Origin of the sequence: Catenuloplanes sp. NPDC051500, from assembly GCF_044454585.1 — a bacterium.
In the GTDB taxonomy this organism is placed as follows: domain Bacteria; phylum Actinomycetota; class Actinomycetes; order Mycobacteriales; family Micromonosporaceae; genus Catenuloplanes.
This window is the reverse complement of sequence record NZ_JBITDX010000003.1, coordinates 89,074-101,777: the sequence shown is the minus strand read 5'-3', so window position 1 is coordinate 101,777 and position 12,704 is coordinate 89,074. Positions and strand designations below refer to the sequence as shown.

Sequence of the window (12,704 nt, the reverse complement as noted above, 5' to 3'; positions counted from 1 at the left end):
CCTAGTCCAGCGCGATCTGCGCGTCGTTGCCGCTGGTGGCGCCGGTGACGACCGTGCCGACGGCGACGCCGGAGGCCAGGACGACCGCCTGGCCGTTGGTGCCGACCTCGACGCGCTGGTTGGCGGTGAGGTTGGCGCCGGCGGTGACGGGAACGATGAAGCCGGAGCCGCGGAGGATGCCGACCTTCTCGCCGAGCGCGGCGTCGTAGGCGGTGACGCCGAACGCCTTCGTGGCTGCGGTGGCGTGCGCGACGCTGATGTTGCCGTCGGCCTGCCGGTTGCCCGAGATCATGACGAAGCGCTTGCCGACTACGTTCGCGGTCGCATGCGCGGTGATCCGTCGTCCGGGCTCGTAGAACGGGATGGCCTCGTTCGCCATGATCAGCCCTTCGTCTTCGCCGGGGCGCTGACGCCCGGGAACCAGTAGTCGTCGGCGGTGGCCGGGTCGGCGGTGGCCGACTCGGCGTTGCCCGCGTAGCCGATCTCCGCGACCGGCACCAGGCCGGGCCGCAGGTCGGCCAGGACCTGCTCGGCGCCCGGGTCCGCGGCGAGCTGGGCGACCCAGTGATCGCGGCGGGCCGGCGGGATGCGGCCGTCGGAGACCGCGGCCTGGACGAGCTGCTCGCGGCGCTCGGTGAGCTGCTGGGCGCGGGCCTCCCGGCCGTCGCGGGCGTCGGCCAGCAGTTGGGCGTGCTGGGCCTCGTCGAGGGTGACGGTGCCGGGTGCGGTGCGCGGTGCCGGCGGCTCGGCCAGGCGCTCGCCGAGCGCGGCCAGGATGGCGCCCTCGTCGGCGGTGTCGGCCAGGCCGAGCTGCTGCCGCATGGTGGTGAGCTGCTCGTCGCTGAACGCCACGGCGGGGCTCCTCTCCTGCGTGGTGATGCCGGACGCGGACGCGGCCGGGGTCTGTCGGGCCGGGATCCGCGGCGCGGGTGCGTGCTCGCGGCCGGCGTAGGTGTAGAGGCTGAGGTCGTGGCGTGCCTGGTCGGCGAGGGAGTCCCACAGGTCCCAGAAGCTGCTGGACCCGCCCGGGGTGATCTGCTCGCCCTGGGCGGTGCCGGTCTCGTCGGCGGCCGCGATCCGGTCGGCGAGGCCTGCGGCGACGGCTTCCTCGGCGGTGTACCAGGACTCGGCCTGCATGATCGCGCGCCAGTCCGCGGTGGTGCCGCCGGTGCGCGCGGCGTACGTGGAGGCGATCGCGTCGCTGGTGGCGTTGAGGCGGCGCAGGTAGCGCTCGACCTCGGCGGCGTTGCCGACCGCGTAGCCCCAGGCGTCGTGGACCATCATCTGGCTGCCGATGCCCATGACTACCTCGTCGCCGGCCATCGCGATGACGCTGGCGGCGGAAGCGGCCATGCCGTCGACGCGGACGACCACGCGGGCCCGGTGCGCGCGGAGCACGTTGGCGATCGCGACGCCCTCGAACGCATCGCCACCGGGCGAGTTGAGGTGCAGCACGATCTGGTCGACGTCGAGGCTGGCCACGTCGCGGACGAAGTCGTCGGCGGTCATGCCCCACCAGCCGCCGATGGACTCGTAGACGTAGACGTCCGCGCTGGTCGCCTCGGTCGTGGCCTCGTCGGCGTCCTCGTTCACGGCGAGCGCCAGGACCGGGCCGACGTGGTACCAGGGTGGTGGCTGGCCCGCGCTGCGGGCGGCGACGCTGACGGCGGACGCGCGGTCGCCGGCGTCGCCGCGACTGCTGAAGGTCTTCGCGCGGGCGCGCCGGGCTCGGGTCGTCACGTCGGGTCTCCTGTCTTCGGCCGGCCGATGAGGCGGCCCTCGGTATCGCGCCCACAGGTGCGGCACCACGGCGGCTTGCGGTCGCGGTGCTGGACCGGGCGGTGATCCGGGCACGCGACGGATTCCGGCTCGGCCGCGAGCAAGCCGGCCTCGGCGAGCATCGCGACCTGATGACCGGGATGAGACCGGCCGAGCTCGGAGAAACCGCACAGGCAGCTACCCGCATCGCGTCGTTGGTGCGCGACGAGGACCGCATGCGCGGTGTCGGCGATCACCCCGGTCATGGCTCCTCCGCAGGGGCGGGCGCGGGTGCCGGGCGGTCCTTCGGCGGGAGGCCGTACTGCTGGCGCAGCGTCTCCTCGAGGGTGCGGTCCGGAAAGATCGCACCGGCGTCGAAGAGCATCTTCAGCGCCTGCGCGGTGGCCTGCTGCCTGCTGCCGATCTCGTCGAAGACGATCCGCGGCGCGGGCTCATCCTCGCCGAAGTTGACGTCGACCAGGTCCTCGACGATGTGCTGCGTGGCCACGTCGGCGATCTGCTGCGCGAGCGTCTGCAGCGACAGCGTGAAGAAGTCGGCGAAGGTGGTACCCAGCGCCCAGGATCCGGTCTGCGTGCCCAGATTGAGAAAGTGGGCGAGGACGCCTCTGGCAATCTGCTCGTCGTGGTACCGGATCGAGGGCTGCGCGTTCGGCAGGCTGCCCTCGACGCCGGCCAGCCGCAGCTTCGCGCCGTACGGGGTGGCCGCGCCGGAGGAGTCCCCGGCGCGCCAGGCCTTGGCCATCGCCAGGCCCTTGGTGAGGTCGCCCTCGCCGTCGGCGCCCTCGTAGACCGGGATGCCCATGCCGTTGCGCTCGATGGTCTGCGCGTCGACGCGCAGCAGCCGGTCCTTGATCAACCAGTGCTTGTACGCGGGGCGCAGCAGGGAGCGGCCGAACCACGAGCCACCCTCGCGCTCGTGGACGTACGCGACGAGCTGGGTGACCGGGATCGGGCGCTGGCGCTGGCCGGCCTTCGCGCTGAACTGGGTGATGCTGATCAGGCCGCCGTCGTAGTCGACGTCGACGCGCTCGATCGTGCGCGGCATCCGCGGGGCGAGCTTTCGGAGCCGGGCGCGCTGGCCGTCGTCGGTGATGCGGTAGACCTGCTCGAACATCATGTGCCCAAACGGCAGCATGAGCAGCGCCAGGCGCAGGTGCTCCGGCCAGGAGAAACGGTCGCGGACCCGGGCGGGCGGCGGCAGGCTGCCGTCGGCGCCGACGATCGGCAGGCCGAGGTCCTCGGCGACCAGGCGCACCACCTCGTCGCGGGCGCCGGCCGGGTCGATGCGCCAGGGTGTGCGGCGCACGGGCAGGGTGACGGCGCGGAGGACCGAGGCGACCTGGGCGTCCTGGGAGCGCATCGCGTCGTAGACCTCGACGGAGTGCGGCCAGCGCAGCTCCGGCGTCGGCTCGTCGTCGAGGACGGTCCACCAGTCGCCGGCGTACGGGTTCGCATAGCCGATCTCGCTGACCGGCGCGGCGGGGATCGTCATGTGCCGTCGCCTCCCGTTCGGGTGATGCCGGTGCCGAAGACGGAGACGAAGAGGGCGGCAGCCATCGCGCGGGCCTCGTCGTCGGTGTAGCCCTGGCCTACGAAGTACGCGCGCTGGCCGGCGAGCCATTCGTGCATCGGCTTGACCTGCCCGTTGAGCTGCAGCAGCATGGTGCGGAACGCGTCGACCTGGCTCATCACGTCTCCTAGAAACCGGCCGTGGCCAGCTGGTCGGTCTCGGATCGGCCGTCGGCGGGCGCGTTGACCGGCACGGCCGGAGGCGGCTTGCGCTTCCAGCCGTGCTCGATCGCGTGCGCCCGGGCGGTGTGGGCCAGCACCATCCCGACCGCGCCGTCGATCCACATGCCGTCGCCGCGTTTGGCGAGCTTGAGGTAGTGCGTGGCGATCAGCTCGTCCTCGCCGGGCCGGGCGCGCTTGCGGTCTCCCTTGACGATCACGGCGTTCTTCGCGTGCCGGGTGAGCTTCTCGTTCGCGTCGTGCGTGATCTCGTCGTCGGCGAACGCGGTGGTGAAGCGCTCGATCGCCTTGTCCATGCGCTGCTGGACGTTGGTCGGGAACTCGACAACCCGGTCCGGCCACAGGGCCGACCAGCGGTCGAGGTAGTCCTGCCACCGGTACGGGTCGGCGAACATGACCGCCACCTCGTACGCGCCGAACGTGTCGCGCACGGCCCGGTCGACCTCGGCGGACGGCACGCGCCAGTCGCGGCCGGCGTCCTTCGGGCGCTCCCAGATCCGGATGGTGACCAGGTGCCCGTCGGACAGGCGCGAGGCGATCAAGGCGGTCGCGTCGCGGTACTTCGAGCCGTCGAAGCCCAGGGCGATCGCGTCGCCCGCGCGCAGCCCGTCGTCGGGCCGGCCGCGTAGGTCCCAGGCCTCCGGGATGACGAAGGTGTTCTCGCCGACGACGATCTCGTTGAGGAAGAACCGGCGCCGGTCCGCCTCGGTATGCCGGACGGAGCGGACCTCGTGCATGATCCGGCCGGAGATGTTGACCCAGCCGCCGCGCTCGCGGGCGGAGTCGCCGTACTGGCGCAGCAGCTCCGCGTGGACGGCCTCGTCGTTGCTCAGGTCGTCGACCCGCTGCGGCTCGACGGTGTTGACGTAGACGCGTTCGTCGCCAGACTCCGCGGTCACCTGTGCCTCGGAGCCCTCGCTCGGGTCCCAGGCGTTGGTCAGCTCCAGCCAGCGGCCGTCCATGCCGGCCACGTTCCGCTTTACCGCGCCGGCCACCCGCCGATATCCGCCCTGGAGCGTGAACAGGTGTGACTCGGTGATGGTCAGGAACGTCAGCGGCGCGCCGAGGCGGGCCTTGGCGCTGGTGGTCACCGGCTCGATCCGGCCGCCGCCGGGCAGCTCCACGCGGGTCTGGCCAGCGTCCATCCCCGGGATGTCGATCAGCGGCCCGTTGCGCAGCATGGACAGCAGCGGGCGCCAGGTGTTGTCGGTCTGCTCCTCGGAGGTGCCGAGGCAGACGATCAGCGGCGTCGGGTACGGCGCGCCGACCGGCTCGCCGGCGGCGTCCCATCCGTCGAACCGGGTCGGGCCGATCGCCTCGGCGAGGATGATCGCGGCGCCGAACGGGTCCTTGCCCCACTTCTGCGACCGGCGTAGCTGCCCGCCGAGGAACCGCAGCGAGTCCGGCGCCGGCCAGGGCGCGGCGTGCGGATACAGCCGGTAGTAGTGCAGCAGGAACATCCACATCTCGTCGGTCAGCCGGTACGGCTGACCCATCCGGTAACCGTCCGGGATGACACAGTTCGCCTCGATCCACTCGCCGACCTCGTAGCCGAGGGTCGGGAACTCGCCGGGCTCTTCCGGGCCACGCCAGGGCATCCGTGCTCCCTCCGGCTCAGCCGACCGCCTTGAACCGGCCCCGTGCGCCGGCCGCGTGCTGCTCTTGCTGCTCGCGCTTCTCTCCGACCTCGTCGGAGGCGATGCGCCAGCGCAGCCGCAGCATCGCCATCGGTGACAGACCGAGCCGGTCCGACCACTGCCGCGCCTCCTTGGCCGCGTCGAGGTCGCCGAGCTCCGCCATCACCTTGTGCCGCACGTATTGCGCGACGTCGCGGGTCCAGCCGAGCCGCTCCCAGGCCACCGCCTGCGGCAGCTTCCACAGGTCCTTCCACAGCCGGGACTCCAGCGCCTTCTGCTCGCGTAGCTGCGCCTCGCAGATCGCGGCCTTCTCCAGCGCCTGGTCGAGCCGGCGCTCCAGCGGCCCGGTCGGGTTGCCCAGGTCCTCGGCCTCGTCGATCTTGGCGCGCAGCTCGGCGACCTTGCCCTCGGCCAGCTTGTGCCGCGTCGTCAGCACAACGTCCGGGATCAGCGGCCAGCGCGGCGCGGGCTTGGTCCGGCCCTCGCTCGGAAGGGTTTCCGTGCCGGGGGTCGCGTTGCGGCGCACGCGCGTGCCGTCAGGCTTCGGCGCCGGTCCCATGCCTCCCATGCAAGATCACCCCCTGTCGCAGGATCTCCGGACCCGTACACATCGCGAGAAGCCTGGTGCGGGGGTCCATAAGCTCGCGGCCCTGGATTTTTTCGGGCCTCACCGTGCGCCCTTCGCGCTGTTGCACGAGCGACAGAGCACCTGCAGCGGCCCGCGCTCGTCGCCTCCGGCCGCAACCGCCTGCATGTGGTCCGCGGTCAGATCGGCCGCCTCGTGCGCCTCGCGCCGCCATCCGGGACACCAGTCCCCGTGTTCCTGCCGATGCGCTCGCACCGCGGCGGCACGGCGCAGCTCCTCGGGCCGCGAGATCCGCGGCCGCCGCTGCCGCTTGGACCGCAGTGTGTCTCGGTCGCGGCTCTGCTGGTGCGCGGAGCACCGCGATCCGCTGGTCAACACGCCGCAGTCCAGGCAGGGGCGAAGCGCCATCGGGAACTGTCGCCTCCCTGACACTGCGCGGCGGGGCTGTTACTGATCGTCCACTCTGCTCGGATGAGCAGAAACATCTGGGCCGTGGCGGTCATCGCCGCAGGCATGGTGGCGCTGAGCGGGTGCGGCGGTAGCGACGCCGAGCCACCGGCCGCGCCGAAAGCCCCAGCGACTTCAGCACCGGCAGCACCAGCTACATCAGCAGCGGCGGCTCCGAAGCCGGCCGCCGAGCCGTCGTACTCCGAGCAGGACCGCGCGACCTACCTCGCCGAGCTGGCGAAAATCGATCCCGGCCTGGTGGTCAACGAGGAGCGCGCGATCCGGCGCGCCGAGGAGACCTGTGCCGACATTGCTGCCGGCGAGATCACGGGCTCGAAGTTGGTCGATCGGGTGGTCGAACGCCTGTCGGGCGGGAACGCCACGATCAACGCAAGTCAGGCCGATCGGGCGCTCGAGCTGATGAAGACCCACATCTGCAAGTAAGTCAGGCGGCCGGGCGGCGCTCCCGCGAACGCCGCCCGGCCTTACCGACCCCCCTGCTCGTCCCGCATCTGCGGTCCGAGGTCTTGGTGTAGCGGAGTCCTGGGGAACAGGAACCTCCGGGTTATGACCCCGGCGCACTGCCGCGCCACTCCGCTTCGGCGGCTTCGAGCCGCCCTCGTGCAACACCGGCGTAGTGCGCCGAGGTCTCGACGCCGATGAACGTGCGCCCGGTGCTGATGGCTGCGACGCCGGTAGAGCCGGAGCCGGCCATCGGGTCGAGCACCCGGCCGCCCGGGACGCACACGCCCATCAGCTCAGTCAGGAGCGTGACCGGCTTCTGCGTGATGTGGACCCGGTTCGTACCGCGCGGCTGGCTCGCGGAGTACAGGCCCGGCAGATAGACCGGGTTTCGGGTCGCGTCGATCGCGCCCTTCGAGCCCCAGAGCAGGTACTCGCACTCGGCCTTGAAGCCGCCCATCCGCGGCCGCGAGATCGGCTTGTGCCACGGGATGATGCCGCGCCAGAGCCATCCGCCGGCCTGCAGCGCGTCGCTCGTGGCGGGCAGCTGCCGCCAGTCGCAGAAGGTGAGCAGCGATCCGCCCGGCCGGGTGGCCGCGAGGCAGTGGGCGAGGATCAGCGAGAGCCAGGCAGTGTAGCTGCGCTGGTCGCGGTTGTCGCCAGTGAAGTCGTGGAGCGCATGCTGGGCGTCACCGGAGACGTACTTGCCGCGGGCGCCCTCCCGCGTCCGGTCGCTCTGCGTCCGGCCACCGCTGTTGTACGGCGGGTCGGCGAGCACCAGGTCGACGCTCTCCGGCTCCAGCGTCGGCAGTACGGCGAGCGCGTCGCCGTCGTACATGGTCCAAGCGGTCGTCATCGTTGCCCCCGTTCGCGTGGGGGTACGACAATGCGTGAGGATTTGCCTGGCCGCCGCCTACCCCCATAGGTGGCGGCCAGGCAGGTCGCCACGCTGTGGGGGCAGCGCAAGAATCGAAGAACCGCGGCGCTCGGCGCTCTGCGGAACGAATCTGGGCAGCATCTGCCAACCCGTGATGTGAACAAATGATCGAATGGACGGGGCTGTCTCGTCAAGCGCTGCGTCGTCTGCCGCGTCCTCCGAGACGGACGTCACGCTCGATCGCTGCCGCCCGACTGAACAGGTACCTGACCGTTCGACCCTCGCGGACTGCGGGAAGCGCATGGCGCTCGTGCCAGCGGCGAACCATAGCCGGAGTGACATCTGGGCCGAGGTGGGTGGCGATCTCGGAGGCAGTTCCCCACTGGTCGCCCAGAAGAGAGATCAATATGCCCCCTCGTTCCTGCGGAGTATGACTTGCGACACAGGGCCCTCGGCATTCGGCGGCCCGGGCCCGTGAATGACTTTCACTCAGAGTTACATCCACCCTGGTCAAAGCTCGGTTGCATGTAGCCGTTACCGCAGGTGTACGTTGTTCACAGGGGCATTTTGGACAGATCATGTTCGATGACCAATGGTAACGTGGAGTAGTCCCGGCCAAGGGTGACCGCCCAAGGCCGGGCGCAAGGTGCACACAGCCCCAGGGAGGGAACTGAATGAACACCGGGAAAATGATAACGCTGCGGCGCACCCCGGTCGGCGCGAAGGCGTGGGGCGTGACGGCCGGGGCGACCAGCTGCCTCCTGCTCCTGGCGCACCACCAGCCGACGGCTGCCGGCCAGGTTGCGCTTGCCCTCGGCACGATCACCGCGGCCTACGTCACCGGCCACTACGCGCTGCGGGCCGCGCTTGTTGCTGCGCGGGCGCAGCGGGGCTGACCTATCCCCACGAGGGTCCGGCACCGAGACGGGGAGGTCGACATCGCGGCCTCCCCGCCTCGCGGGATTGAGCTGTTACGCCAGAGCCCCCGACCAGCAGTCGTCGCAGGCGCCGCCAGAGTTCTCGTCCTCCCAGCGCAGCCGCTGGCACTTGTCGCAGGTTGCGTTGTAGGGGGCACCGCATCCCAGGCACACCAAGTCGCGTTCCGTCGGTCCGGTCACCGCTTCGGCCGCACACTGCGGACACTCCTGCACGGGGCCGGGAACCTGGGGCTCGCCCGGATTCGACTCGAAGGCGGACTTCTGTTGGTACTTCTCGTACCACTCGACAGCCGCCTCGCGGGCTGACTCGAACGACGCTTCGCACAAGTCGCAGGTCGGGGGCTCGTCGTAGTTCAGCGGCGAGCCGTCGCAGCGCGGGCACGTGATTACGGCCATTGATGTCCCCTCTTGGTCGAAAATACGCAAAGAGGGTATATCGCCTACCGGAGTCGGCCGCTGGATGGTGCCCAGATATGCAGGATGCCGACTGGTCGTTCATCCATGCCGCACAAGCAGTCCGCCCCCGTGCAGACACATCCACCTCCGCATACCACCGAACGGTCGGCGGGCGCCGACATGCGGACTGCTAACCGTCGGCTCCCGCACGCCGGGCATGGCACGCCGACGAGCGGCTCGTGGTCGGGGCCGAGCTGGAGCGCGGCCCGTACCGCGGAGTCGGCCTCGCCGACCCATCGCGCGACCTCGGCCGCGGCCACCGGCGGGATGAGCGGGATCTGCTCGAGCAGCGCGGTCAGCACCGGGTCGCCGGGACGGTAGCGGTCGTCGAGGATCCGCCCGGCGAGCCAGATCATCGTCTCCCGGGTGCTGGCGACGAGCCGCTGGAGCTGGTCGCCACCGGTGCGCCGCTCGGCGCCGAGGATCGCGTTGAGGATGCCGTTGCTGTGGTGCATGGTGCTGCCGCCGATGGTGCCGTAGACCTGGGCGCGGAGCGTGCCGGCGTCGTCGTCGACGAGCAGCTGGCGGCGCTCGACCTCGGCGGCGTGGGCGAGGTGCGGCCAGGCGGCGCGGAGCGACCAGACGGCGGCGGTGGCGTGCAGGCGGTGCGGGTGGGTCACGGGGTGGTGCTCCTGTTCAGCGGGCGGGTCAGGTGGCGAAGAGGTCGAGCTGGGAGAGGCGGCGGGCGATGGCGTCGCAGTAGCGCTCGTCGCCCTCGATCAGCACGGCGCGGCGGCCGAGGAGCCGGGCGGCGAGCGCTGTGGAGCCGGAGCCGGCGAACGGGTCGAGCACGGTGCCGCCGGGTGGGCAGCCGTATTCGATCAGCGGGGTGAGGATCGCGGTGGGCTTCTCGGTGGGGTGGATCGCGCGGCCGTGCATCGATCTGACGGGGATGACCGACTTGGTGAGGCGGGTGCCGTTGTCGAGCCAGGGTCGGTCGTGGCCGTTGTTCGCACCGAGGTGCGCGGCGCCGGCGCGGGCGGCCCGGCGGGTGCCGCGGTCCGGGCCGTCGTGGGGGACGATTGGCACCTGGTGGTGGATCTCCGCCCAAGGGCCGCGGTACCAGTGCACGGCGTGCTCGTGGACGCGCCGGAAGCGATCGCCGGCGAAACCGGAGCCGTTGTGCTTCTCCCAGACCACGTCCTGCGACATGGCCCAGGCGCCGAACTCGTCGGCCCGGGCGAGGAACATGCGCATCGAGCCGAAGCACCACATTGAGCGGGAGGCGCGGGCGGCGAGAGTGGGCCAGCCGTCCGGCCAGCGGTCCCACGCGAGCGCGGTCTCCGCGTACGGCGGGTCGGCGAGCACCAGGTCGACCGGGTCGAGGCGCGGCACGATGTCGCGCATATCGCCGAGGTAGAGCGTGGTGGTCGCATCGGCGTAGTACGGCTCGGACGTCATCGTGCGACCTCCGGCCACGGCAGCGGCGCGCGGCTGACGCGCCGGATCGTGATCCGCTGGACGTCGTTCCGGTCCGCGGTGAGCCGGAGTCGGCCGGCGACGCCGGCGTACTGCTCGATGCGCCACTCGTCGGTCGCGACGTCCAGCTCGATGACCGGGTCGACCGGCGTCTGCTTCGGATCGACGCGGTGCAGTTGCAGCCACGCGATCAGCGCGTCGCGGGCGTCCGGCCACAGTGCGTCGTACGGGATACGGTCAGCCACGGTCGCCCTCCGCCTGAGCGCCCCGCTGAGCCGTCACACAGGCCTTGTTCGGCTCCATGCCCGGAGATCCACTCCCCAGGCTCGCAGCGGTGCTCTCGGCGTGCCGAGCGGTGGTGTTGTGATCGTCGGTCGTGGGCACGGCGGTCCTCTCGATCAGGCGGGTTGGGCGGTTGCCGCATGGACAGCCGGCCCATCGGATGTGGCGCTGGTGGCCGAGCGCGCGGGCCTCGCTCTCCAGCTCGTCCCGGATCTGCCGGCACCGCCGCCGCCAGCGGACCGGGTCGTCCAGGCCCACGGGCGCGTCGTCGCGCGCGGGCCGCGGCGCCGGAGCGAACGCGGCCGGCTGCTGGACATCGGCGGGCGTGGTCCGGGCGTGCGCCCGGGCGCGCTCAACGGCGGCCCGGGCGCTGGTGCGAGCGGCGTGCTCGCGGCCGGTCAGGCGCCGGGTCATCACCACTCCGTGACCACACGCCGGACGGCCGGGCCGTCGAGGACGACCACCCCGCCGTCGTCAATGAGGCGCTCGACGATCGGGTCGCCGTAGCGGGCCACGAGCGCGTCGTAGGCGGCGCCGGCGTCGGCGGCCGCGTTGGTGGTGACGATGAGGCGGCGCTCGTTGGCGCACCGGATGTCGACGATGCGCTGGAGCTGCTCCAGCCACCAGTCCGTGACGCGCTCACGGCCGAGGTCGTCGAGGACGAGCAGCGGGCAGGTGGTGGCGTAGTCGAACGCGAGCGGCTCGGCGTCGGGCTTGAGCGCGGCGGAGAGGTCCGCGGCGGTGTAGACCATCACCCACTCGTTCTGGGTATGGGCGGCGTTAGCGATGGCGAACGCCGCGGTGGTCTTGCCGGTGCGGGCGGGGCCGGCGATGAGCAGCGCGCGGGGGCCGCGGTCGTACCAGCTGGAGATCATGCCGCGCGGATCCTGCTCCGGGCGCAGGTTGCGGTAGGCGGCGTTGGCATACCGGCTCGGCCGGCGGCGGGCGTACTGCAGGTTTCGGTTCGCGGTCTGCCGGGCCTTGATCGCGGCGAGCTCTGCCTCGTCGGCCAGGCGACGCACCTCGGCCAGCGAGGTGGCGTAGTCGGCGGTCTGCAGCGCGCGCATGTCGCGGCGCCACGGGTCGAGGGCGGTGGCGAGGTTGTTCATCGGGCGGTTCCGTTCGTGAGGAAGTCGCTGGCGCGCACGGCACCGAGGAGGGGGTTGCGCTCGCGGCGCTGTTCGGGGGTGAGGCTGTCGACGTGCCGGTTCGCGCCGGAGGCGACACCCGGGGGCCGGGTGCGGCCGGTGCCGCCCTCAGCCGCGCGGCGCATCCAGAGACGCCAGGTCGCGATCCAGTCCGTCTTAGTGGCGTCCCTGCCGGACTTCGCGGTCCAGTAGTCCAGGAACTTCGCGGTCTCCTGCTGGCCGTTGACGCCCGGGCAGTGCTCGGCGAACCAGGCCTTCATCTCGTCTGTCACGGCGAAGTCATCCGGGATGCGGGTGGCGCGCTTGCGCGTCCCCGAAGGAGACGAAGTCTCCTGAGGTAGTTCTTCTTTAGAAGAACTACGGGTCGGGTCGGGTCGGGGAAGCCGAACTTCACCCGAACGTTCGGCCTGAGTGGCGTCGAAGTTCTCCCGAACGTTCGGGTGTTGTTCGGGCGAACCATTTCCGGTTCGACCTGCGGTTCCTTGACTGGTCTTGCGCTTCTCCCGCATCTTCCGCATACGTTCGCGGGCCGCTTTGCGCTCGTCCTGCACGCTCTCGGCGGTCGGGTTGTACTCGTGCCAGTCGTGGAACCGGTAGCCGCCCTTCGCCCGCCTCCACAGCCCGACGGTCACCAGCGTGTCGGCCAGCCGCGCGGAGTCCGGGAGCAACCGCGGAAGCACGTAGTCCGGCACGAACCCGTCAGTGAGGTTCGCGCTGCACCAGGTGCCGGCGATCACCCACAGGCCCAGCGCGGCCGGGTCGGCCGCGAGCACCTTGGGGTGGGAGTGGAACGAGTCGTCCACCTTGAACCAGGTCATGAGGAGAGAGCCCCCTTGCGGGCGTTGATCGGAAGATCATGTGGCCTCATGAGTATGCCACATGGGTTGGCATATCCGAGAGGCCACATGACAGGCGATGCGAGTA

At 71.2% G+C, this 12,704-nt stretch carries 17 protein-coding genes; 2 read left to right on the top strand and 15 right to left on the bottom strand.

Annotated elements, in window-relative coordinates; all coding sequences use genetic code 11:
* Position 1 precedes the first annotated feature (1 nt).
* The 7 genes from ACIA8K_RS07010 to ACIA8K_RS06980 are packed head-to-tail and all read right to left on the bottom strand — an operon-like array spanning position 2 to position 5,724.
* Positions 2–379: a hypothetical protein gene (locus ACIA8K_RS07010; RefSeq protein ID WP_396055863.1), complete on the bottom strand. Its 378-nt coding sequence runs from the start codon at positions 377–379 to the stop codon at positions 2–4.
* A gap of 2 nt (positions 380–381) precedes the next feature.
* Positions 382–1,740 (bottom strand): head maturation protease, ClpP-related, encoded by a 1,359-nt coding sequence (locus tag ACIA8K_RS07005; RefSeq protein ID WP_396055861.1) that lies wholly within the window; start codon positions 1,738–1,740, stop codon positions 382–384.
* A complete protein-coding gene (locus ACIA8K_RS07000; RefSeq protein ID WP_396055859.1) occupies positions 1,737–2,024 on the bottom strand; it encodes a hypothetical protein in 288 nt (95 codons plus the stop codon). Before ACIA8K_RS07000 ends, ACIA8K_RS07005 begins: the two co-directional genes overlap by 4 nt.
* Complete coding sequence (locus tag ACIA8K_RS06995; protein ID WP_396055857.1) at positions 2,021–3,271, bottom strand: hypothetical protein; 1,251 nt, start codon at positions 3,269–3,271, stop codon at positions 2,021–2,023. The genes ACIA8K_RS07000 and ACIA8K_RS06995 overlap by 4 nt, the downstream gene beginning before the upstream one ends.
* Complete coding sequence (locus ACIA8K_RS06990; protein ID WP_396055855.1) at positions 3,268–3,468, bottom strand: hypothetical protein; 201 nt, start codon at positions 3,466–3,468, stop codon at positions 3,268–3,270. Before ACIA8K_RS06990 ends, ACIA8K_RS06995 begins: the two co-directional genes overlap by 4 nt.
* A gap of 8 nt (positions 3,469–3,476) precedes the next feature.
* On the bottom strand, positions 3,477–5,126 hold the full coding sequence (locus ACIA8K_RS06985; protein ID WP_396055853.1) for a hypothetical protein: 1,650 nt from the start codon (positions 5,124–5,126) through the stop codon (positions 3,477–3,479).
* A gap of 16 nt (positions 5,127–5,142) precedes the next feature.
* Positions 5,143–5,724: a hypothetical protein gene (locus ACIA8K_RS06980; RefSeq protein WP_396055851.1), complete on the bottom strand. Its 582-nt coding sequence runs from the start codon at positions 5,722–5,724 to the stop codon at positions 5,143–5,145.
* A 498-nt stretch (positions 5,725–6,222) separates the two neighbouring features.
* Here ACIA8K_RS06980 and ACIA8K_RS06975 point away from each other — a divergent pair, with 498 nt between their 5' ends.
* Positions 6,223–6,642 carry a hypothetical protein gene (locus tag ACIA8K_RS06975; protein ID WP_396055849.1) on the top strand — a complete coding sequence of 140 codons (420 nt, stop codon included), beginning with the start codon at positions 6,223–6,225 and terminating at the stop codon, positions 6,640–6,642.
* A 121-nt stretch (positions 6,643–6,763) separates the two neighbouring features.
* On the opposite strand, the gene ACIA8K_RS06970 is transcribed toward ACIA8K_RS06975, so the two are convergent.
* The gene (locus tag ACIA8K_RS06970; protein ID WP_396055847.1) at positions 6,764–7,516 is read right to left on the bottom strand and encodes a DNA-methyltransferase; all 753 of its coding nucleotides are present in this window, start codon (positions 7,514–7,516) and stop codon (positions 6,764–6,766) included.
* A gap of 695 nt (positions 7,517–8,211) precedes the next feature.
* Here ACIA8K_RS06970 and ACIA8K_RS06965 point away from each other — a divergent pair.
* The gene (locus tag ACIA8K_RS06965; RefSeq protein WP_396055845.1) at positions 8,212–8,433 is read left to right on the top strand and encodes a hypothetical protein; all 222 of its coding nucleotides are present in this window, start codon (positions 8,212–8,214) and stop codon (positions 8,431–8,433) included.
* Between the two features lie 75 nt (positions 8,434–8,508).
* On the opposite strand, the gene ACIA8K_RS06960 is transcribed toward ACIA8K_RS06965, so the two are convergent.
* Genes ACIA8K_RS06960 through ACIA8K_RS06930 form a run of 7 tightly spaced genes read right to left on the bottom strand, consistent with a single transcriptional unit; the run spans position 8,509 to position 12,598 of the window.
* Complete coding sequence (locus tag ACIA8K_RS06960; protein WP_396055843.1) at positions 8,509–8,871, bottom strand: hypothetical protein; 363 nt, start codon at positions 8,869–8,871, stop codon at positions 8,509–8,511.
* Between the two features lie 44 nt (positions 8,872–8,915).
* Positions 8,916–9,551 (bottom strand): hypothetical protein, encoded by a 636-nt coding sequence (locus ACIA8K_RS06955; protein ID WP_396055841.1) that lies wholly within the window; start codon positions 9,549–9,551, stop codon positions 8,916–8,918.
* A 28-nt stretch (positions 9,552–9,579) separates the two neighbouring features.
* A complete protein-coding gene (locus ACIA8K_RS06950) occupies positions 9,580–10,332 on the bottom strand; it encodes a DNA-methyltransferase (protein ID WP_396055839.1) in 753 nt (250 codons plus the stop codon).
* Positions 10,329–10,595 carry a hypothetical protein gene (locus tag ACIA8K_RS06945; protein ID WP_396055837.1) on the bottom strand — a complete coding sequence of 89 codons (267 nt, stop codon included), beginning with the start codon at positions 10,593–10,595 and terminating at the stop codon, positions 10,329–10,331. The genes ACIA8K_RS06950 and ACIA8K_RS06945 overlap by 4 nt, the downstream gene beginning before the upstream one ends.
* On the bottom strand, positions 10,588–11,046 hold the full coding sequence (locus ACIA8K_RS06940) for a hypothetical protein (protein WP_396055835.1): 459 nt from the start codon (positions 11,044–11,046) through the stop codon (positions 10,588–10,590). Before ACIA8K_RS06940 ends, ACIA8K_RS06945 begins: the two co-directional genes overlap by 8 nt.
* Entirely contained in the window at positions 11,046–11,741 is a 696-nt protein-coding gene (locus ACIA8K_RS06935) for an ATP-binding protein (RefSeq protein ID WP_396055833.1), read from the bottom strand. The genes ACIA8K_RS06940 and ACIA8K_RS06935 overlap by 1 nt, the downstream gene beginning before the upstream one ends.
* Positions 11,738–12,598, bottom strand: coding sequence for a hypothetical protein (locus ACIA8K_RS06930; RefSeq protein WP_396055831.1), 861 nt, complete (start codon positions 12,596–12,598; stop codon positions 11,738–11,740). The genes ACIA8K_RS06935 and ACIA8K_RS06930 overlap by 4 nt, the downstream gene beginning before the upstream one ends.
* Between the last annotated feature and the right edge of the window lie 106 nt (positions 12,599–12,704).